We start from the raw sequence: 21,112 nt of genomic DNA, 5'->3' as shown, positions 1-21,112 counted from the left end.
CGGGAATAAATATTGTTGTACGGCGTGAACTTTACCGTTGACATTAATTATTAGTTAACACTACGGTGAATAAAAGTCAATCAATTAAATGTTCTGTTGGTTTCAATGAAAGTTATTTTTTTTCGCGCAAATTTCTATCGTTGCAAGAGTAGTTTGAAAACACTGGGTTTGCTGTTTTTGGGTGTTTATCTTTCTGTATTTTCAGTGTTTTGTTTATCGTCGCCTAATCTTGTTTTAGCGGGAGGGGCATTAAAAACCTGTTCTAGTATGTCAACAGAGAACTGCAGTGCCTCGTCACAATTTGAGTCGGGGAAGGCGGACGTTTTGTACGAAATAAATCAGCGTTCATTGCGTAGATACCAAGAGTTGGCAAATAAATACTCACAAAATAATGAGTTTTTGTATTCAAAATTAGTGAATATAAATTCACGAGGAGGCGTTCGGGTATACACAAAAAATGCGCTATTAGATGCCCTTAATGATGCTGGATTCTCAAACAGCGATATTCGTGCTCTTTCTGACACTGATTACTTCATTTTGTTAGACGCGTTAGAGTCGCAGCAACTAGACGAAAAAGGTAATCGATTACAAGAGCAAGTATCGCTAGCAAATACGAAAGCTAAGGCGTCAGTGGATATCTACACCGCATTTATTGAAGCAGCACATGCGAAGCGGCAGGCTAAACGTGCAGAAAAGGATAGTGCTGAAACAGCCACTCGAACCACTATTGGAATTGTAACAGCATCGTCTCGTGACCCATTTGAAGCTGTAGATTTTTACACAGGCGTTTTTCAACAGCCAGACGTTGACGTAATTTGGCTTCCATTAACTCCCGCGTTTCAGCAGGCTGTTTATATTGAAAGCTTGGGAGGGCAAGGCTGTAACAACCTAGTATTTTTCAGAGCGCAGCATTCGCTGTTCGACAAAGAAAGGCTATATCCCGAGCGTACGAGAAAACAACGCTCATGGTGTGAAGATAACCAGTTAGCCATGGATACACTGTCTATTCTCGACGGCTTATTCTTCAATGGTGGGGATCAAAGTAAAACTCTTGCAGCGTTAAGTATTCCGACAGGAAAACCAAGCGACTTTCTTATAAGGCTCAAAGAACTGTGGCAAGCCGACCAAATTGTAGTAGGGGGAACCAGTGCAGGAACAGCAGTACAGGCTGGTGGATACAACAACCATCGACCTGTTCCTATGTTAACAAGCGGCAATTCTAGAGGAGTATTATCCGGTGGTGTGTATGGCGTTAATCCCACATCACAACGTTGCGAGGACAACGCGCAGTGTGAAAATCGACTAGCTGAAGGTGCAATGACTATTAATCCAGCAGGTGGCTTAGGCCTTTTCAATTTTGGATTGCTTGATACTCACTTTTCTGAACGGGATCGAGAAGTGCGTCTAATTGCCGCTACAGCATCTAGTGGGCAGTCTTTTGGTTTCGGCATCGATGAAACCACAGCGTTGATAGTTGATGCAAAAGGGCCCTTCGAAAATGTTTCTTTCACTGTATTAGGCGAAGGCGGAGTGTTTATTGTAGATATGAGCAAAGGCAAATCAGATATTTCACATTCATCTGAAGGCGTTAAGCGCGTAATTGCAGGTGAGGCAAGCTTCTTACCTTCCAACACGTCGGGGGAGATTATAGCGGGCGAGCTCAATGTCGTGTTAGAACCGCAGGTTAAACCCGCAAATTTTAAGCGCGTGGATCAAGGTAAATGGCGGCAGGAGTCGGGTAAACTCTGTCGTAAAAAGGATATCATCCGCTGGCAACACGACAACAATATGCATGTACTAAAACCTTCAAAAGAGTCTCGTGTTAACAAGCTGCGCTATTGCGCCTACAGTAAAGTTCCGTTTGTGGTTTATGACTGAACTCAGATGTCTTTGCCATAATAGACTTCAACACGCAGTGCTGCCCCATATGAGGTTTTAAAATCTTCTTCGCGTAGCCACAATACGAAAGGTTCTACTTCAAAAAATAGCCAATCGCGAAGCGTGTTATTTCTCCATCTGAAACCAGCATAGACTTCTTCTACTTGATAATTAGGCTGACTTAACCCTTCCACCATTATGTGAGGAATAATTGCGTTATGCTTATCCACTGAAAACAAATGATGGACTTCGTGTCGCCACAGCCAATCATCAGTTTCATCGCGAAAGTAAAACCGATTGTTTTGCCGCACTAAGTGTTTTTTGTTTATTTCGTATTGGAATGCTGCACCGAATTCAGCCCCTAGGCGGTCGCGGGTGTAGTAGTAAAGTTCTGCGTCATATAGCATGGCCCATTGTTTAGAGAAAGCGAAAGCATCTCTGTATCTGGCCATACCGTAGAGCTGATCGCGGCGGCCTGCGCCAATTCGAAACGAGTAGTGAGAGTCTTGGTCGGGGCGAAAGCGAAGGGCGATTGTCGTTCTATCTCTATTATTATTCCCCGTTTCTCGGGCTGCACGGATGGTATTGGTTTGTGTCTCGTCTTCGTTGTCGCTCAACAGTAAATCGACGCGCTCCTTTAATGCCGGTAGTCGCACACGAATGCGAAAGCGTAAATCTGTGTCTGACAGCATTCCACTTCTTGGCTCCCACGCTAACTGAACTCGACCCTCGGCTCTAGCCTCTTTTCTCTTTGAAGCGCCAAGTGCGTCAGAATTTTCAAACAAGCCATCAAGCTGCTTTACGGTGAAGTCCATGGTGTCTGTGAAACTGCGCTGCCAAATGTCAAACCATGCTTCGTCGTGTTCAAGTGGTGAAGCATGCAGTACGCTATCCTCATCAAGGTTCTGAAAGGCTGCATTCTGAGGAGGCGCATCAACATGGCTATAGGCTTCATGAACACTGGTCGCATTTGCAGTGGCTTTCACCGTACTGTCGGTAGGAACGGTAGTTAAAGGGGCAGTAAGCATCAAATGGCAATAGACCACAGTAAGACAAAGCATTGCTCACTAACTCCTTGTAAAAATTAGAATAGTTGAATGTTTTACTATTCGTGTTCAGTATACACAGAGCATGAATTGTCGTAGACAAAACGTCAATCTTTATTCATCGGCGTAAATATTCAGGTGAAAGCATTGGCGTGCAGTGGCATACTGTATCAATCGTTGTTAGGGAGATAAATTATATGGGTGGTATTAGTATTTGGCAGTTGCTGATCATACTGGTTATCGTAGTGCTTTTGTTTGGTACAAAGCGACTAAAAGGCATTGGTACTGATCTAGGCGGCGCAATCAAAGGTTTCAAAAAAGCGGTCAGCGAAGAAGAGAAAGACGCGGACTTTGAGCAAAAGAAGCAAGTTGAAGAAAAGTCAGCCTCAGAGCCTGTTACATCGCAGACAAAGAGCGACGTTAAAGAAAAATCCTAATGTTTGATATTGGCTTTTGGGAGCTATTGGTTGTTGGCGTATTGGCCCTTCTTATTTTGGGGCCAGAGAGACTGCCGGGTGCCATGCGCTCTACTATCAATACAATTCGTAGTGTACGAAATGTTGCAACAGGCTTTAAGCAAGAGGTTGAGCATCAGCTGCGCGTGCATGAACTGCATGAAAACTTGAAAAAAGCCGAGCAACAAGGGCTTAAAGATCTTTCACCTGAACTTGAACAAAGTGTCGATGAGCTTAAAAAAGCTGCAGAGTCGGTTCAAGAACCTTACAAAAAGCAATAGATGTCTGACGCTAACAACCTAATTTCTCATTTAATTGAACTGCGCAGTCGTATTCTCAAAGCGCTTTTGAGTGTACTCATTGTGTTTCTTTGTCTAGCTGCTTTTGCGCAAGATCTGTATCAGATTTTAGCTATGCCGCTGCTTGAGGCGCTGCCCGAAAATTCGAGTATGATTGCAACCGACGTTGCGTCTCCTTTTTTCGCACCTTTCAAACTTACGTTGGTTTTGTCATTTTTCATTGCCATACCCTACGTTCTCTATCAGGTGTGGGGGTTTGTAGCGCCCGGTCTATATCGTAACGAAAAACGCCTAGTAGCGCCGTTACTACTTTCAAGTACATTACTTTTCTACGCAGGTATGGCTTTTGCGTATTTCGTAGTATTCCCCATCGCGTTTGCATTTTTTACTAGTGTCGCGCCAGAAGGAGTAACAGTAAGTACAGACATCTCCAGCTATTTAAACTTCGTATTGAAACTGTTTTTCGCATTTGGGGTCTCATTCGAGATACCAATCGCCATTATTTTAATGTGTTGGACTGGGGTCACCGACGCTAAATCACTGCGTGCTAAACGTCCGTATGTAGTGGTAGGGGCTTTTGTGGTTGGCATGTTGCTTACTCCACCCGATATTATCTCTCAAACACTGCTAGCCATTCCAATGTGGTTACTGTTTGAGGTTGGCGTTATTGTAGGTGGATTCTATGCAGGTAAGAAACCCAGCGATGAGACGCCTTCTGAAACCACTGACAACACATAAAAGTTATAAAAAGAAAGGAATAAAAATGAAAACTCGACTGCTTTCTGTTGCCACTTTGCTATGTGCTTTTAGCGCGTTTAACGTATCGGCCGAATCGATAGGCGATGCTATGGAGAAATGCCGGAACACAGATAACAGCTTAAAGCGTTTAATGTGTTATGACAAAGTGGCTAAATCATTGAACCAGTACGACGATGTCGATGCGCAAATTAATCAGCTTCAAGCGTATAAAGGGGCGAATGGCAATGCCGCGAGTTCTCGCCCGGTGCCATCGGCGCAAATGCCTAGCGCGCCAGCTAAACCGAAAAGTGAATTTGGTTTAGAGCATAAACGCGATTTAACAAAAGAAGCGTCTGAGATAGCGGTAACCATCGATTCATTTAAGAAAAACCTCCGCGATAAGTACGTCATTACTTTCAGTGATGGTTCTCAATGGCAGCAGACTGATGATACCTACATGAAGCTTGAGGAAGGTCAGGTGGTTTCTATTGAACGCGGTCTATTAGGTGCCTTCTTCCTGAGTGTAGAAGACCTAAATAAACGTATGAAAGTGAAGCGCGTTAAGTAAATGTCTTGGTTTGATGGTGGCGTCAATTTGCTAGACAGGCGATTTGACGCTGACGAGGTTATTCAGCGTGCTAAACATGCTGGCGTCGATAAGCTGTGCATTATAACTACCCATCCAAAAGAGTGGGAGAGCGCTATTGCGCTTTACAACCAATATCCGAATGAGTGCTGTTATACCATTGGCGTGCACCCTCATAACGCTAAAGACGTGTCCGAGAAAGACTACCCTCTTTTACGCGAATTAGCGCAGCAAGAAGGGTGCGTTGCTATAGGTGAGTGTGGACTGGATTTTAATCGAAACTTTTCACCCCAATCCGTACAGCGTGATGTCTTCGAAGAGCAATTAAAAATAGCCGCCGATGTTAATTTACCTGTGTATTTGCACGAAAGGGACGCCTTCAGTGAGCAGTTGTCACTTTTAACCCGTTACATGCCGAATATAAAAGGCGGTATCGCACACTGCTTCACCGGCAGCATTGAACAAGTAAAGCAATACTTAGCTTTAGGTCTTTATATTGGCGTTACCGGCTGGGTATGTGATGAAAAGCGCGGTGAAAAACTGCGGGGCGCAGTAAAGCATATACCTTTGAACCGTCTTGTTTTAGAAACAGATGCACCATACCTTTTTCCGAAAACTTTACGACCGAGAAAACGCAACAATGAGCCAGCGTTTCTACCTCATATAGGTCAACAATTAGCAGAATATCTGCAGGTAGACACTGAAAATTTACGTATTAGCAGTTATGCTAATACTTGTGAGTTGTTTTCTCTCAGTTAACCCTAGGTTCATATGCAAACAAATCTTAAAGCCATGCGCAAATATGATGCGGGTCTCATATTTGTAACAATCGTTGCTGCTGTTGGCTTTATTTCTGTTCTACTAAGCCTTTCCCCAATAACAAATGCTAACCCAAAGTACTCACAACTAAGTTACCTCAAAGAGACCGAAGGTAAAGCCTTAGACTTCAGAACTGTAGCCCAGACATCATTAGATGAGTGGCAGTCGGTCTCGTCGCCCATTAATTTGGGAATGGATACAAAAGTGCACTGGTTTTCCATGATAGTGTCACCGACACAAAGTACGGGAAGTCGCTACTTGCTGCACATCGATTATCCGCTGATAGATCATCTCGATGTTGCCGTATTTAGTCAGTTGGGTAGTTCGCCGGTGGTGACTTATGCCAGCGGGGATGCGGAGCCTTTTGATAACCGTCCCGTTTTGCACGTTAAACCACTGTTTCCGCTTCCCGAGAGCGCGCAGTCGCAGCGGGTTATTATTCGGGTTCAAACTTCAGGCACTATTCGTTTGCCCATTAGGATATGGGAAGAAGCTGAGTTCATTTCATTTACTTCAAGTAGAAATCTTGCACTGGGTATTTTCTTTGGAATTTTGGTTGCAATGGGTGTTAGTAACGCCTTTCTAACGGTAACAACAAGCAACGTATCCTTTTTGTTCTACTCGGGCTACATTGTTAACTTGGCGCTAATACTGGCTACGCTTCACGGTTATGGGTTTGCCTATTTATGGTCAGGCAGTGCCCTGTTTCAATCGAAAGCTATTTTATTGTTCTCAAACGCCACTATTATGTTTGCTGCGCTGTTTACTCGAAGCCTTTTACCGATAAGCGTTTACAGTGGCAAAGTTGATAAGATAGTAAAAGCACTGAGCTGGGTCTATGGCATAAGTATAGTAACCAGCTTCTTTCTTCCTTATTCTTTCATGATAAAAGCCTTCTTACTATTACTTAGTTTTACTGTCATATTTGTCATGTGGTTAGGCATTTGGTTAGCGTTGAAAGGCGTAGTTGTGGCGCGTTATTTTACAATTGCGTGGGGTTTCTTATTAGTGAGCGGCTTAAGCGCAAGCCTCGACAATGTAAACCTCATCCAACTCCCTATATCGTCTAACAACTTGCTAATTATTGGTGGTGCAGTAGAAACACTGATCTTGGCGCTTATTCTTGCTATTAACTATAGCCACAGCCGTGATGACTTGGTCGATGCGCAGCAATTTGCTCTCGAACAGGAAAAGCACGCCAATAGCGCCAAAGAAAATTTGATTGAAGTGCAAAAGCGCCATCAAGAGGACCTCGAATATAAGGTTGAAGAGCGCACGTTAGAATTAGAGGTCACGCTACGTGAACTGTCTGAAGCTAATAATGAACTTGAAAGGCTTAATGCTATTGACCCACTAACGGGTGCACATAATCGCAGGCATTTTGATAAACGACTACGTTCGGAAGGGCGACGAAGCCGGCGTGAGCAAACCCCACTTTCCCTTATTATTATTGACGTCGATCACTTCAAAAGCATAAACGATAGATATGGGCATGACGGTGGCGATGAGTGTCTCAAACACGTTACCCGAGTGTTTCAAAATCACATCCATCGTCCAACAGATGACTTGTGTCGCATTGGGGGTGAAGAATTTGCGGTTATACTGCCTAATACCGATATAGAGGGCGCGCTACACGTGGCTGAAAGTATGCGACGGGGCCTTGAATCTTCGCCTCTTGTGTACGGGAATGAGAGCATTCAATTAACGGCAAGTGCGGGCCTGTCGACCACTGTTATCGTGGATGAAGACCACGCACAGCGCTTGTTTAAGTTTGCCGATGAGCTTTTATATGAGGCGAAATCAGCAGGGCGCAATCGAGTAGAATACAAAACATTACAGGAAAAACTATGACATCTTCTTCTTTTCCCCACCGCAGAATGCGTAGACTTCGTGCAAAAGATGCATTGCGTGGGCTGGTTGCAGAGCATCGCTTAACAACAGACGACCTTATTTACCCTGTATTTGTATTACCAGGAAGTCAAAGTCGAGAGGCGGTACCTTCAATGCCAGGCGTCGAGCGACTGTCTATTGACCTTCTTGTTGAAGAAGCGGCTAACTGGGTAAAGCTGGGAATAAAAACACTTGCGCTATTTCCTGTAACGCCAATGACGCTTAAAACAGAATGCGCCAGTGAAGCATTTAATCCTGAAGGGCTGGCGCAACAAGCAATGAGAGCGCTCAAAAAGGCATTTCCAGATGTTATGCTAATGTCAGATATCGCCTTGGATCCGTTTACATCCCATGGTCAAGACGGGCTTTTGGACGAAAGTGGCTACGTGATGAATGATGAAACCGTTGATGTGTTAATCAAACAGGCGCTATCACATGCTGAAGCTGGGGCTGATATTGTGGCACCCTCAGATATGATGGACGGTCGCATTGGAAGTATACGAAAAGCACTTGAAGAGGCGGGGCATATTAATACCTGTATTATGGCTTACTCGGCTAAATATGCATCAGCGTATTATGGCCCATTTAGAGACGCTGTCGGCTCTGCGGCCAATATAAAAGGTGGCAATAAAAAAACATATCAAATGGATCCTGCCAACACTGATGAAGCGCTGCACGAAATTGCACTAGACATTGAGGAAGGTGCAGACATGGTAATGGTAAAACCAGGCATGCCGTATCTTGACGTAGTTCGCCGTTGTAAAGACGAGTTTAAAGTACCAACCTTCGCTTATCAGGTTAGCGGCGAGTACGCTATGCATCAAGCTGCATTTGCTAACGGCTGGTTAAACGAAGAGGCTGTGGTGCTTGAGTCTTTACTTGCGTTTAAGCGAGCGGGTGCAGACGGTATTTTGACCTACTTTGCACCTAGAGCAGCGCAACTGCTTGCTAAATAATACGAGATATTTTTAAAGTACGATATCAAAGGTAGAAAAGGCGTGCATGGCACGCCTTTTTTTATGCTTTCTTCTTATCACTGAAGCTATAGTGATTACTTACATACAAGCTCAAAGCCTGCTTTGTGCTGAAGCCAACATTCATTCGCTAACTCTGCATTTATCAACGGGTGCGCCTTAAGCCAACCTTCGGGGAATGTTAGTGTCCACTTACTATCTTCACATATCAGACTTACCTCTGGAATATGCTTGTTTTGACGTCGTAAACACAACACCACTGCAATGCGTAACACCCGCAGTAGCCCTTTCAACATAGGTCGGTAATCTTCGTGATATTTATCAAAAGCCTCTACACCCATTGTCAGGCGATGCTGAGCAACTAAATCCCTTATGGCGGCTCGTTGAAGACGTGTAAAACCGGGTAAATCAATGTAAGTAAGTATATACTCACCATGCTCATGATGACGCTTGTATTCGATGTGAAGGCCTATCTCGTGAAGCTGAGCGGCAGCCCCTAAAATAGTCTCTGTATCTAAATGGCAGATATTTTGTTGAGCACATAGCTGGTGACACAAGTTAAGAGCAACATGCCGTACCGAATTCGCATGGTTTTTGTCGATGTGATAGCGCTGCTTAGTTTGATTAATGGTTTGCTGACGACGGTCGTTCTCGGTCACATTGTCTAGCATGCCATAAATAAGCCCTTCACGAAGCGCGCCACCAGAAATATTCATGTGTTCAATATGTAACGCTTCAAATAAGCTAATAAGGATAGCAAGCCCTGATGGAAAAATAGCTTTTCTGCTGTCTTCAAGACCGTCAATATTAAGTGATTTAATATCACCACAATCGATGCATTGCTTCTCCAGGTGATAGAGGTAGTCTAAGCGAATGGCGTCGCTGATACCCTGAGCCACTAAAATTTCAGTGATTGCTTGAGGCGTACCTGACGCGCCGAGGCAGTTCTCCCAATCGAAACACAAAAACGCATCAGACACATTTGCTATCAATGCATGTGCGGCAGATTTTGCGTTTTCAAAGCACTCTTTTGATATCTCACCGCCGGTGAAATAGCGCTCCATGAACGTCACGCATCCCATATCCAAACTTTTCAGGTGGATAGGCTGCATGTCGTTACCAATAATAATTTCAGTGCTGGCGCCACCAATATCAATAACCAAGCTATTTCCTTGGTTTGCTGAAGTATAAGCTACGCCAAGATAAATTTGCCGGGCTTCTTCCTCACCACTTATTACTTCTAGCTTATGGTTTAGAATTTCTTCCGCTTTGGTAATAAATAAATGGGCATTAGTGGCAAGCCTCAATGTAGCGGTTGCCACTATTTTGATATTTGAAGGGGGGATGTCTTGCAGGCGTTCCGAAAATACCTGCAGGCACTGCCAGCCGCGTTCCATGCTAACGTCATCAAGTGCTAAATCATTGTCTAACCCCGCAGCTAGACGCACCTTCTGTTTAATCTTCCCTATTATTTGCACACTACCATTAACAACATGAACAATAACCATGTGAAAACTGTTAGAGCCTAAGTCTACGGCTGCATAATACTCACCGTAGGTTTGTGCATTGTGCTGGAGTTCTGCCTGCATAATATCTCGATTCTAATTAAATACCTTATGCCTTACGATTGCGCTCTGTTATTACGCCCTATTGTTTCGATTTTGGGGCTTTCCACGGCCTCGAGTATTCCCGCGACGCGATGTGTTACGATTACTTGGTGCACGTCTTCTGCGCGGTTTGGGCGGCGTAATATCTTCAAGAAGCGCACTGCGATCATAATCAGTCACAGGTATAGTCTGGTTAATGTATTGTTCAATTGCAGGTAAATTAAGCGCATATTTTTCGCAAGCAAAACTAATTGCGATACCGCTTTGTCCCGCACGCCCTGTACGACCGATACGGTGTACATAATCTTCGGCATCATCCGGAAGATCGTAGTTAAAAACATGGGTAACGGCGTCGATGTGAAGACCTCTAGCCGCAACATCTGTCGCAACCAAAATATCCAAGTTACCCTTAGTGAAATCTTCAAGTATTCCCAAGCGTTTCTTCTGCGGAACATCACCGCTGAGTAAGCCCACGCGGTGGCCATCTGCAGTTAACCAGTCAGTGACTTTTTCACAGCTGCTCTTTGTGTTGGCAAAGACAATTGCTTTTTCTGGCCACTCTTCTTCAATAAGCGTGAGAAGCAGCAACATTTTGTCATCGTCAGAAGGGTAGAACAATTCTTGCGATACACGGGTAGCGGTGGTTTGTTCAGGTGCCACTTGAACGTGAGTTGGATTATTCATGTGTTCATAAGCCAGCTCTTGAACGCGATAGCTAAGGGTAGCTGAAAACAGCATACTTAAGCGTTCGCTCGCAGGTGGCATACGACGGAATAAGAAGCGAATATCTTTGATAAAACCTAAATCGAACATTCGATCGGCTTCATCTAGCACGGCAACCTGAATATTTTTCAGTGTAAACACGGTTTGTTTATAATAATCCAGAATGCGTCCTGTCGTGCCGATAATAATATCCACCCCTTCTTCCAAAGTTTCACGTTGACTTTGGTAACCTTCGCCCCCATAAATCAAACCAAGCGACAATCCGGTGTGCTCACTAAGTAGCTTGGCGTCGTTATAAATTTGAACGGCGAGTTCTCTGGTTGGCGCCATAATGATAGCGCGCGGGCCATTTGATTTGCTGTTGTCTACATTTTCTGCTTTGCTTAGCAAATAGTGAAATGTAGCCACCAAAAAGGCAATAGTTTTACCGGTTCCTGTTTGAGCCTGACCTGCAATGTCGTGTCCTTCTAATAATGGAGGCAGTGCAAGTGCTTGAATTGGTGTACAATGTGAAAAATTAGCTGCCGTTAAGGCGTCAACAACCTTGCCGTTAATCGGCAGGTCGGAAAAATGAGTATCAGTTAAGTGAGTAGGCATAGCTTATAGCTTATCAGTGCTTGCATTAAAAAACAGTTTCTATATAACACTTATGGTCGGGCTGAGACAAATCAGCGACAGACCAATAATGGAGAAAAGAATGAGCGACAAAATTATCCAGTTATCTGACGATAAATTCGAAGCAGATGTTATCAATGCTGAAGGTCCTGTACTGGTTGACTTCTGGGCCGAATGGTGTGGCCCGTGTAAAATGATCGCACCAATCTTAGAAGAAGTTGCGAACGAGTTTGAAGGCAAGTTAACAGTTGGCAAGTTGAATGTCGATGAAAATAACGAAACTCCACCTAAATATGGTATTCGTGGTATTCCTACATTGCTTCTTTTCAAAAATGGTAACGTTGCTGCAACGAAAGTTGGTGCCTTATCAAAAGCACAATTAACAGAGTTTCTTAACGAAAATCTTTAATTGAAAATAATAAAAAACCGGTGCTAATAAGCGCCGGTTTTTATTCAAGTCACAGGTCCCAAAGCTCCATTCTAGGAGAAAGAGTTGCAATTTATTTAACATTTCGGTAGTAAAACGCTGGACGTTGTCTAAATATAGTGCTAACTTTTCTTCAGCGCTCATCCGAGCAGCATTCTGCTTACGCCCATATCCGGGTGATATCAAATCTAAACTAGAACAGAGTGACAATAAGTCCTGTAAGCGAAGTTCAAGCACAAAGACCCACCAGTATGAATTTAACTGAATTAAAGAACAAACCAATAAGCGAGTTGGTTAACCTGGCCGAGGAAATGGGCCTGGAAAACATGGCACGCGCCAGAAAACAAGACATCATTTTCTCGATCTTAAAGACGCACGCAAAAAGCGGTGAAGACATCTTTGGGGACGGGGTACTAGAAATTTTACAGGACGGTTTCGGCTTTCTACGCTCAGCTGATTCATCGTATCTAGCAGGTCCTGACGACATCTACGTGTCGCCAAGCCAAATCCGACGCTTTAACCTGCGCACCGGTGATACGATTGCAGGAAAAATACGTCCTCCTAAAGACAGTGAACGTTACTTCGCCCTTTTAAAAATCCGTGAAGTAAACTTCGACAAACCTGAAAACTCTCGTAATAAAATCCTCTTTGAAAACCTTACTCCTCTACATGCTGCAGATCGTTTGCGTATGGAGCGTGGTAACGGTTCGACAGAAGATATTACAGCGCGTGTTCTTGACTTGGCGTCTCCAATCGGTAAAGGCCAGCGCGGACTTATCGTCGCGCCACCTAAAGCAGGTAAGACCCTTCTCCTTCAAAACATTGCACAATCGATTGCGGCGAATCACCCAGATTGTGAGTTGATGGTATTGCTAATTGACGAGCGTCCTGAAGAAGTTACCGAGATGCATCGCCTTGTTCAAGGTGAAGTGGTTGCATCAACGTTTGATGAACCAGCGAGCCGTCACGTACAAGTTGCCGAAATGGTTATTGAAAAGGCGAAGCGTCTTGTAGAGCATAAAAAAGACGTGGTTATCTTGCTTGACTCTATCACTCGTCTTGCCCGCGCTTACAACACGGTTATCCCATCATCAGGTAAAGTACTTACCGGTGGTGTTGATGCAAACGCGTTACATAAACCAAAACGTTTCTTTGGTGCCGCTCGTAATGTAGAAGAAGGTGGTAGCTTAACTATTATCGCTACAGCGCTTATCGATACCGGCTCTAAAATGGATGAAGTTATCTACGAAGAGTTCAAAGGTACAGGTAACATGGAACTACACCTGAACCGCAAGATTGCGGAAAAGCGTGTCTTCCCAGCTATCGACTTTAACCGCTCTGGTACGCGTCGCGAGGAATTACTTACCACACAAGACGAGCTTCAAAAAATGTGGATCCTACGCAAAATTGTTCATGAAATGTCAGAGATTGACGCCATGGACTTCCTCATTAGCAAACTGTCAATGACAAAGACTAATAATGAGTTTTTCGATGCTATGCGTAGACAAAAGAGCTAAGCAATTAATTGATAATTAAGTAGAAGGCGCCATCAGGCGCCTTTTTTATTGATCGATTTCAAAAAACCTCATTAATTATACTTTCGGCTAATATCTTCAATCTATTGAATCGGGTAGTTTCAACGCTCTATTTGTCCCAACAATAATAATTTCAGTGGTGTCTTCTTTCTGTAGATGAATTACTCTGTCTAAAAACACCAAAGGAAATAATTATGCATCGTAAATTGTTATCACTTGCTTTTGTTGGGTTGGTTTGTGCGTCTGCGAATGCAACTAGCCAAATTAATGTTGATGAGCTGGCCGATAAAGTAGAGCCTGACGTTATCAAATGGCGTCATCATTTCCACGAGTTTCCAGAGCTATCAAATCGAGAATTCAAAACCGCAGAGTATGTTGCTAACTACCTTAAAAGTTTGGGGTTAGATGTACAAACGGGCGTAGCTAAAACAGGCGTTGTAGCCATTTTAGACTCTGGAAATCCAGGTCCCGTTGTAGCCCTTCGTGCCGATATGGACGGGCTTCCAGTTAAAGAACAAAATGATTTAAGTTACCGTTCTACCCAAGTGGGTGAATATAACGGCAAAGAGGTCCCAGTGATGCACGCTTGTGGTCACGATACACACATGGCCATGCTAATGGGGGCAGCAAAAATCCTCACTCACATGAAAGGTGAGTTAAAAGGTAAAGTGAAATTTATCTTCCAGCCAGCCGAAGAAGGTGCGCCAGCAGGAGAAAAGGGTGGCGCTGAAGTGATGGTTGCTGAAGGGGTACTTAAAAATCCAGACGTGGATGCTATCTTTGGTCTTCACATTAATGCCAATACCGACGTGGGTAAAGTTCGTTACAACGCGGGCGGCACTATGGCGGCGGTTGATCCGTTTAAAATTGTTATACACGGGAAACAAGCGCACGGTGCTTATCCTTGGAAGAGTGTGGACCCGGTAGTGACTGCCGCGCAAATGATCATGTCAATTCAAACCATTGTAAGCCGTGAGCTAAAACTCATTGATGACGCCGCAGTAGTTTCTATAGGCTCTATTCATGGCGGTAACCGCTCAAACATTATTCCCAATGAAGTAGAAATGGTCGGGACAATACGAACGCTTAACAAGGCAGCCCGAGAACACATCTATGAATCGCTTCCTCGTAAAGTAAAAGCGATAGCAGAGAGTATGGGGGCTGAGGCAGAACTTACGTTGCCGTTAGACTATTCTTACCCCATCACTTATAACGACCCAGAATTGACGCAGGCAATGTTACCAACAATGCAGCGCACCGCTGGTGCAGAAAATACCTTACTTTCTAAGCCCGTTACAGGCGCAGAGGATTTTTCTTTCTTTCAAGAACAAGTGCCCGGCTTGTACGTGTGGGTAGGGGGCAAGCCTCTCGATGTATCTGAGAAAGACAGCCCTGCACACCATACCCCAGAGTTTTATGTCGATGATGCGGGTATGAAGTTAGGCGTTAAGCTATTAACCAATTTTACGTTAGATTACATGGCTCAACACTGAGTGTAATGGCCGGAGGCATGCGTTGAATTCAGGTAGTATCAATTCACACTCTTTGTCATGGTCTCTGGCCCTACAGGCTGTAGTTGCCTGCGTACTTGGTTACGGAATAAATAGCTTTGCTGCGCCTTTTGACAGCGCAGGCATAGCCGTCTTTGGAGTGGGCGTTGCGGTTTACGCTTCACTTCGATTCCCACCTGTTTTTTCAATTCCTATTGCGCTGATCATTAGCATTCCATTATGGCTAGAGCACGGCAGTATTGTAGGTAAAGAAAGCCTTACTTTATTGCCCATCGTGATCAGTTTTTTCGGGTATAACAAATCACTCAAGCAAGTAATAAAAATTGGGGCAGGCTTCTGGTCTATCGTCTTTTTACCAATATTACTGCTTGAACATTCATTGCATAATGGCGACAACGTAAATATGTTGTTTTCCGGCGTACTGGTAACGTGGGTAAGCGGTGTATTTGGTTTGATAACGGGTCACTTTGCTTATTTAGCTATTCATGGATTAAAGCGGCAAACATCCGGCGAATCCCAACGAGTTACGCTTCACTTCCTATTTAGCTACTTTTTTTCCGGCTGCTTCTTTGTGGCTTCAATGGCAGTTATCTATCTGTCCGTAAGCTTATTTCAGCATCAACAAGAACAACAAATTCGTAGTTACATGGCCCAGCGGGTCAACGTGTTAGCGTTCCAACTCTCTAACTTTATCAAACAGCATCAAAACGCAGTCACCAGCACTGCTCAACTTCTTTCCAGTGATGCAGTGGAAGCAAGCTTCGATGATGCGGCGTCTACCTCACTTGAGGTTCTGGCGTCTCACAACCCCGAATTTTTGACGTTTCTTATCGCGGATAAAAGCGGCGATATAACCCATGCTTACCCTTCTGGCATGCTCGAAAAAGCACAGCGAAACGGCGTGCCTAATGTTGCTTATCGGCCTTATTTTTACGAAGTGATGCAATCGGGTAAGACATATTTATCTAATGTGTTTCAGGGAAGAGGATTTGGCAACGATCCTATTGTGGCGTTATCAGCGCCAATTTTGGATAAAGAGGGCTTACCAAAAGGAATTGTAGAGGGGTCGCTTTCTCTAAAAAGCTTTGCCGCTATTGACCGTTTAAGCTTAAACGGCTTTTCAATGCTTATTGAAGATCAAAAAGGTGATGTTATCTATGCATCTAAAGCCCTTAATTTAAATCCTTTATCCAAAGCACCCGTTTACGCCTGTGAACCTCAATGCGGTGTTGAAATTGAAAACGGTGTGCAGGGGAAAACGTGGTTAAGGCTCACTGAAAATATGTCATTCGCCAATTGGAGAGTGAGCTATTACTTCGACAAACGATTGTTACTCATATCAATGAGCAACTACTTACTAAAAGATTTGTTGTTGCTATTGGCTCTCTCCGCGTTTGGGACATTCACTGGGTACGTCGTGGCCAAAATGGTGGGCGCTCCTATTCGCCGTCTTGTTCGTTACATCGCCGATTTTGACCCGTCGAATAAAGACATTGCTGAAGCGCCTCAGCGCGCACTCCACATCCAAGAACTCTCATCATTAAGCGATGAGTTTATGAGTTTAGAGTCTCGTCTTAGGGGGGCATTTGCTGAGCTTAAAGATGCAAGAAAAGCAGAGCAAATGCTAAACGTTGAGCTCGGAGAGCTAAATCAATCGTTAGAATCCCGAATAACGGAAAAAACGGAGCACTTAGAATATGCGCTTAAAAGGGCTGAGGCTGCTAACGTAGCCAAAACTCAATTTCTTGCGAATATGAGTCATGAAATAAGAACGCCGATGAACGGCATTATTGGCTCATGCGAACTTATGCTTGATAGTGATTTGCCTGAACATGTCCGCGCCCGCGCTCAAGTGATTTCACGCTCGGCAGCCAACTTGTTAATGATTCTAGATAGCATATTAGACTGGTCGAAGATCGACTCGGGTAAGATGCAAATTGATATACAAAGCTGTGTGTTGCGTGAGCTACTCGAAGCATCCTGCGAGCTTTACCGCTCGACAGCAGCTGCAAAGGGATACGACATTCAGCTGCAAATAGAAAATGATGTGCCGGCCGTGCTTAACCTCGATGCTGGCAAGCTAAGCCAAATTCTTAATAACTTGTTAAGTAATGCCATCAAATTTACCCGTGAGGGTGAGGTATTGGTAAGCGTGAGTTACGGAAATAATGCGCTTAATATTGCCGTTACCGACACCGGAATTGGCATCCATCCAGAGAAGCTAGACCTTATTTTCGAGCAATTTGAGCAAGCTGATGCGAGCACGACAAGGCACTTTGGTGGAACGGGGTTAGGCTTGCCTATAACTAAGGGGCTGGTTGAGTTGCTGAACGGACAATTGGACGTTGAAAGTGAGATAGGCAAGGGGACTAGGTTTAAACTAGTCATGCCTGCTTCGGTAGGAGAAATGGAGGTAAGCAGCACGCTAAAGAGTAGCGAAGCAACTAAGGTTGCGCTACCGCCAGGCTTGCGGATACTCCTTGCCGAGGACAATGATATCAACGCAGAGATAGTGATGGATATGCTAAAAGCTGCAAAGGTCAAATGCATCAGAACAAGAAACGGTGAGGAAACTGTAATTGCAGAGCGCAAGCACGACTTTGATGTCATTTTAATGGATTGTCAGATGCCGGTAATGGATGGTTATGCCGCCGCTGAAATTATTAGGCGAGAAGGCAGAAACAAAGACAGCCTCATTATTATCGCGCTAACTGCAAATGTGTTTGCCGAAGACAAAAATGCCTGCTTAGCAGCAGGCATGAATGCACATCTGAGCAAACCTATTCGTAAACAGGTACTATTTGACTGTATTTCCAGTCAGCTTACTCGCGTTTGAAGCAACATCAGTGTTGTCACCATTCGGTGTCTCACTCACTAAGCGAAGTACAATATAGCCGAGTAAAGCTGATACTAGAGAGCCTGCCAGAATCCCTACACGTTCGTCAAAGATTTGGTTTATGCCTGTTTGTGCGAAGGCAAGACCACCAATAAATAAACTCATAGTGAAGCCTACCCCGCAGAGCAAAGCGCAGCCATAAATGTGCTTAAAATTAAGATCATCAGGCAGTTTAGCTAGGTTAAGTTTTACCATCAAATAACAGAAGCCAAAGACGCCTATTTGTTTCCCGATGACTAGCCCCAAAAAGATTCCGAACGTGACGGGGTGAAAAATACCCTCTGGGCTAATGTTGCCAAAACTGATCCCAGCGTTGGCAAATGCAAATAATGGAAGTATTGCGAAGCTTACTGAGCCGTTAAGGCCGTGTTCCAGTCGGGTGACAGGAGAGTATGATTCATCTTTCTGGTCTCGCATAGGAATGAAAGCGGCCAGCACGACACCAGCAAGGGTAGCGTGTACGCCAGACTTAAGCATAGCAACCCACAGAACAATGCCAACAAGGACATATGCTGGAATGTCGACAACATTTCGTTTATTCATCTGCCACAGCAACAGCAAACATCCCGCCGCAATAGCGAGCGCTCCAGTGGTTATATTCTCGGTGTAGAATAGCGCGATGATAACGATAGCACCGATGTCATCTATAATTGCAAGGGTTACAAGAAATACCTTAAGACTGGTAGGCACCCGACTACCTAACAACGCGAGAATGCCTAGCGCAAAGGCGATATCTGTTGCAGCAGGAATTGCCCAGCCAGCTATCGCGACCGGGTTGTCATAATTAATGCCTACATAAATGAGTGCCGGCAGCGCCATTCCACCAATGGCACCCGCAGCGGGCAAAATTATATCTTTTGGGTTTGCTAACTCACCTTCACATACTTCCCGTTTAAGCTCTAAGCCAACATGGAAAAAGAATATGGCCATTAAGCCATCGTTTATCCAGAGTAACAGGGGTTTATCGATAGCCCAACTTCCCGCTGAAATCTGTACAGGCATACTAATTAGCTGGTCGTACATAAAATTTAAAGGAGAATTGGCGATGATAAGTGCCAAAAGCGTAGCCCCCATAAGCAAAATGCCAGGCGCAGCTTCTCTATTCAGGAAATCAGATACCACATCTTGTACCTCTTCGATTACATCGTCGAGTACATCGTTTTCATGCTTATCTGTCATTGATAACCTCTAATGCCTCACGACTAAGTTTAAAGAGGTTGGCAACCTTCTAAACCCGTGCAATTGAGGCTAGTTTAAGCGTGTAAATTAATTATAGTTAATACGGGTTACCTCACAGTGAAAGATCACCTAAACGAGTTTGAAACTCATGTTGGCGTTTTGTTGCTGACACTTTGATTGGCGGTATTTGCGGTGGGATTTTAAACTGTTTTAGGCTACAATCGCGGGCTTTCCAAGGTTGACCATTTTACCTACCTCGAGGATCTCTAGATGGCAAAAGTCGCGATTGTAATGGGTTCAACTTCAGACTGGCCTACTATGCAGCAGGCCGCAAAGATGCTGAAGTCGTTTGGTGTTGAATTTGAAGCGAAGGTGGTGTCGGCGCATCGCACACCTAACTTGCTAGTAGAGTTTGCAGAAAATGCTGCTGATGAAGGTTTCAGCGCAATCATTGCTGGCGCAGGTGGCGCAGCTCACTTACCGGGCATGATTGCCGCACATACGCATTTACCTGTGTTCGGGTGCCCAGTTAAATCAAAAGCACTAAATGGGTTAGATTCACTTCTCTCAATTGTTCAAATGCCCAAGGGCGTTGCGGTAGGTACATTGGCTATCGGTGAGGCGGGAGCAGCTAATGCAGGCCTTCTGGCAGCGCAAGTAGTTGCACTTCAAGAAGAAAGTGTACGTGATGCGGTTATCGCTTTTAGAAAGTCTCAAACCGAAACCGTTCTAGCGTCAAGCAACACGTTGGAGTTAGATGAATGAGAGTAGTCGTTTACGGCGCAGGCCAACTTGCTCAAATGATGTACCTAGCGGGAAGCCCACTAGGTATTGAAGTTCAAGCTGTGGACGTAAACAACGATTCCGTTGTACATCCAGTTAGCAAAACACCACTCGATTTATCGCTTGCTCAAGCGCTAGAAGATGCAGACGCGTTGACGGTAGAGTTTGAGCATGTGCCTGAAAGACTGCTCGAAGATGCGGCTAAGACGAATAAGTTGATGCCCAATATTGACAGTATTCTTGTCGGCGCAGACCGCGTTCGCGAAAAAAAGTTACTTGAAAGCATGCAGGTGGCGAATTGCGAACATCAGATTGTGACAGACCTTGCTCAGCTAGATGATTGCATTAAGCAGCTTGGTTCTAAGCTTATTCTTAAAGCAAGTCGTGATGGATACGACGGTTACGGTCAGTGGCGACTAAGTGATGAAGCCGATTTGCCAGCGCTGAAAAATTCTCTTCAGGGGTTAGACTTAGAAACCGTTCCGCTTGTTGTTGAAAAAATGGTGGATTTCGATAGAGAGCTATCGCTTATTGGTGTGCGCAATGCGAATGGCGACGTTAGAACTTATCCACTTGCTGAAAACTTACATCATCAGGGCCAACTGCATGTATCGGTTGCGCCGGCAACACATGTCGATGAAGCGCTTCAAACGCAAGCGCACGACATATTCGTGAAGCTGGCAGAAGGGATGGATTATGTGGGCGTACTTGCCGTTGAATTATTCCAAGTAGGCAACAGGCTACTAGTGAATGAACTAGCCCCTCGTGTGCACAATTCTGGCCATTGGAGTCAGTCTGGTGCGGTCACAAGTCAGTTCGAGAATCATCTACGCGCTGTGTGTGGTTTGCCGCTGGGCGATACCTCAGCTATTGGTCCAAGCGCCATGGTTAATATCATCGGTTGCAGCAGCTTCTCAAGGGATCTTCTTAGTATTGATGGTAGCCACCTTCACTGGTACGGAAAGTCTGTGCGTGAAAAGCGTAAAATGGGTCACATTAATGTCACCACCAACAGCTACGAAAGTTTAGGTGAAAAGCTCATGGCATTGAGTAAATATTTGCCACTTGAGTACTTCCCGAAATTAGTTGGTGAAGCTACGCGATTAAAAGGTTGACACCCACGCGTTTATCGCTAGAATACGCATCCGCTG

18 protein-coding genes are annotated in these 21,112 nt (G+C 44.5%); 14 read left to right on the top strand and 4 right to left on the bottom strand.

Translation table 11 applies throughout. From position 1 onward, the window contains the following. The first annotated feature begins 153 nt into the window (after positions 1-153). Positions 154-1,878: a cyanophycinase gene (locus C6Y39_RS06520; RefSeq protein ID WP_240618825.1), complete on the top strand. Its 1,725-nt coding sequence runs from the start codon at positions 154-156 to the stop codon at positions 1,876-1,878. 2 nt (positions 1,879-1,880) lie between these two features. On the opposite strand, the gene C6Y39_RS06515 is transcribed toward C6Y39_RS06520, so the two are convergent. Further along, a complete protein-coding gene (locus C6Y39_RS06515; protein ID WP_105930494.1) occupies positions 1,881-2,939 on the bottom strand; it encodes a hypothetical protein in 1,059 nt (352 codons plus the stop codon). 182 nt (positions 2,940-3,121) lie between these two features. Here C6Y39_RS06515 and tatA point away from each other — a divergent pair, with 182 nt between their 5' ends. Genes tatA through hemB form a run of 7 tightly spaced genes read left to right on the top strand, consistent with a single transcriptional unit; the run spans position 3,122 to position 8,667 of the window. Beyond that, positions 3,122-3,361 (top strand): Sec-independent protein translocase subunit TatA, encoded by a 240-nt coding sequence (tatA, locus tag C6Y39_RS06510; RefSeq protein ID WP_105930493.1) that lies wholly within the window; start codon positions 3,122-3,124, stop codon positions 3,359-3,361. Continuing rightward, positions 3,361-3,660: a Sec-independent protein translocase protein TatB gene (gene tatB, locus C6Y39_RS06505; protein ID WP_012517066.1), complete on the top strand. Its 300-nt coding sequence runs from the start codon at positions 3,361-3,363 to the stop codon at positions 3,658-3,660. Before tatA ends, tatB begins: the two co-directional genes overlap by 1 nt. Further along, a complete protein-coding gene (gene tatC, locus C6Y39_RS06500; protein WP_105930492.1) occupies positions 3,661-4,416 on the top strand; it encodes a twin-arginine translocase subunit TatC in 756 nt (251 codons plus the stop codon). A 25-nt stretch (positions 4,417-4,441) separates the two neighbouring features. Beyond that, a complete protein-coding gene (locus C6Y39_RS06495; protein WP_105930491.1) occupies positions 4,442-4,984 on the top strand; it encodes a hypothetical protein in 543 nt (180 codons plus the stop codon). Continuing rightward, positions 4,985-5,761 (top strand): TatD family hydrolase, encoded by a 777-nt coding sequence (locus C6Y39_RS06490; protein ID WP_105930490.1) that lies wholly within the window; start codon positions 4,985-4,987, stop codon positions 5,759-5,761. A 12-nt stretch (positions 5,762-5,773) separates the two neighbouring features. Next, on the top strand, positions 5,774-7,672 hold the full coding sequence (locus C6Y39_RS06485; protein WP_105930489.1) for a sensor domain-containing diguanylate cyclase: 1,899 nt from the start codon (positions 5,774-5,776) through the stop codon (positions 7,670-7,672). Then, positions 7,669-8,667: a porphobilinogen synthase gene (gene hemB, locus C6Y39_RS06480; protein ID WP_105930488.1), complete on the top strand. Its 999-nt coding sequence runs from the start codon at positions 7,669-7,671 to the stop codon at positions 8,665-8,667. The genes C6Y39_RS06485 and hemB overlap by 4 nt, the downstream gene beginning before the upstream one ends. Positions 8,668-8,762: 95 nt before the next feature. On the opposite strand, the gene C6Y39_RS06475 is transcribed toward hemB, so the two are convergent. Both C6Y39_RS06475 and rhlB read right to left on the bottom strand, forming a co-directional pair. Beyond that, a complete protein-coding gene (locus tag C6Y39_RS06475; RefSeq protein WP_105930487.1) occupies positions 8,763-10,274 on the bottom strand; it encodes a Ppx/GppA phosphatase family protein in 1,512 nt (503 codons plus the stop codon). Positions 10,275-10,325: 51 nt separating this feature from the next. Next, positions 10,326-11,612 (bottom strand): ATP-dependent RNA helicase RhlB, encoded by a 1,287-nt coding sequence (gene rhlB / locus C6Y39_RS06470; protein ID WP_105930486.1) that lies wholly within the window; start codon positions 11,610-11,612, stop codon positions 10,326-10,328. 100 nt (positions 11,613-11,712) lie between these two features. Here rhlB and trxA point away from each other — a divergent pair, with 100 nt between their 5' ends. The 4 genes from trxA to C6Y39_RS06450 all read left to right on the top strand — a co-directional run bounded on the left by trxA (position 11,713) and on the right by C6Y39_RS06450 (position 17,939). Continuing rightward, a complete protein-coding gene (trxA, locus tag C6Y39_RS06465) occupies positions 11,713-12,039 on the top strand; it encodes a thioredoxin TrxA (RefSeq protein ID WP_044055842.1) in 327 nt (108 codons plus the stop codon). Positions 12,040-12,308: 269 nt separating this feature from the next. After that, positions 12,309-13,574, top strand: coding sequence for a transcription termination factor Rho (gene rho, locus C6Y39_RS06460; protein ID WP_105930485.1), 1,266 nt, complete (start codon positions 12,309-12,311; stop codon positions 13,572-13,574). A gap of 212 nt (positions 13,575-13,786) precedes the next feature. Next, positions 13,787-15,085, top strand: coding sequence for an amidohydrolase (locus tag C6Y39_RS06455; protein ID WP_105930484.1), 1,299 nt, complete (start codon positions 13,787-13,789; stop codon positions 15,083-15,085). 22 nt (positions 15,086-15,107) lie between these two features. Further along, positions 15,108-17,939, top strand: a complete 2,832-nt coding sequence (locus C6Y39_RS06450; RefSeq protein ID WP_105930483.1) for an ATP-binding protein — start codon at positions 15,108-15,110, stop codon at positions 17,937-17,939. On the opposite strand, the gene nhaA is transcribed toward C6Y39_RS06450, so the two are convergent. Continuing rightward, on the bottom strand, positions 17,901-19,178 hold the full coding sequence (nhaA, locus tag C6Y39_RS06445) for a Na+/H+ antiporter NhaA (RefSeq protein ID WP_105930482.1): 1,278 nt from the start codon (positions 19,176-19,178) through the stop codon (positions 17,901-17,903). The genes C6Y39_RS06450 and nhaA overlap by 39 nt on opposite strands. Before the next feature lie 270 nt (positions 19,179-19,448). Between nhaA and purE the strand changes: the two genes are divergently transcribed. Continuing rightward, complete coding sequence (gene purE / locus C6Y39_RS06440) at positions 19,449-19,943, top strand: 5-(carboxyamino)imidazole ribonucleotide mutase (RefSeq protein WP_105930481.1); 495 nt, start codon at positions 19,449-19,451, stop codon at positions 19,941-19,943. Next, on the top strand, positions 19,940-21,076 hold the full coding sequence (locus C6Y39_RS06435) for a 5-(carboxyamino)imidazole ribonucleotide synthase (RefSeq protein WP_105930480.1): 1,137 nt from the start codon (positions 19,940-19,942) through the stop codon (positions 21,074-21,076). The genes purE and C6Y39_RS06435 overlap by 4 nt, the downstream gene beginning before the upstream one ends. Positions 21,077-21,112: the final 36 nt, after the last annotated feature.

It is taken from the genome of Alteromonas gracilis (assembly GCF_002993325.1).
GTDB lineage: Bacteria > Pseudomonadota > Gammaproteobacteria > Enterobacterales > Alteromonadaceae > Alteromonas > Alteromonas gracilis.
Note: the sequence above shows the minus strand (reverse complement) of the source record. Positions and strands in the feature narration are given on the sequence as shown.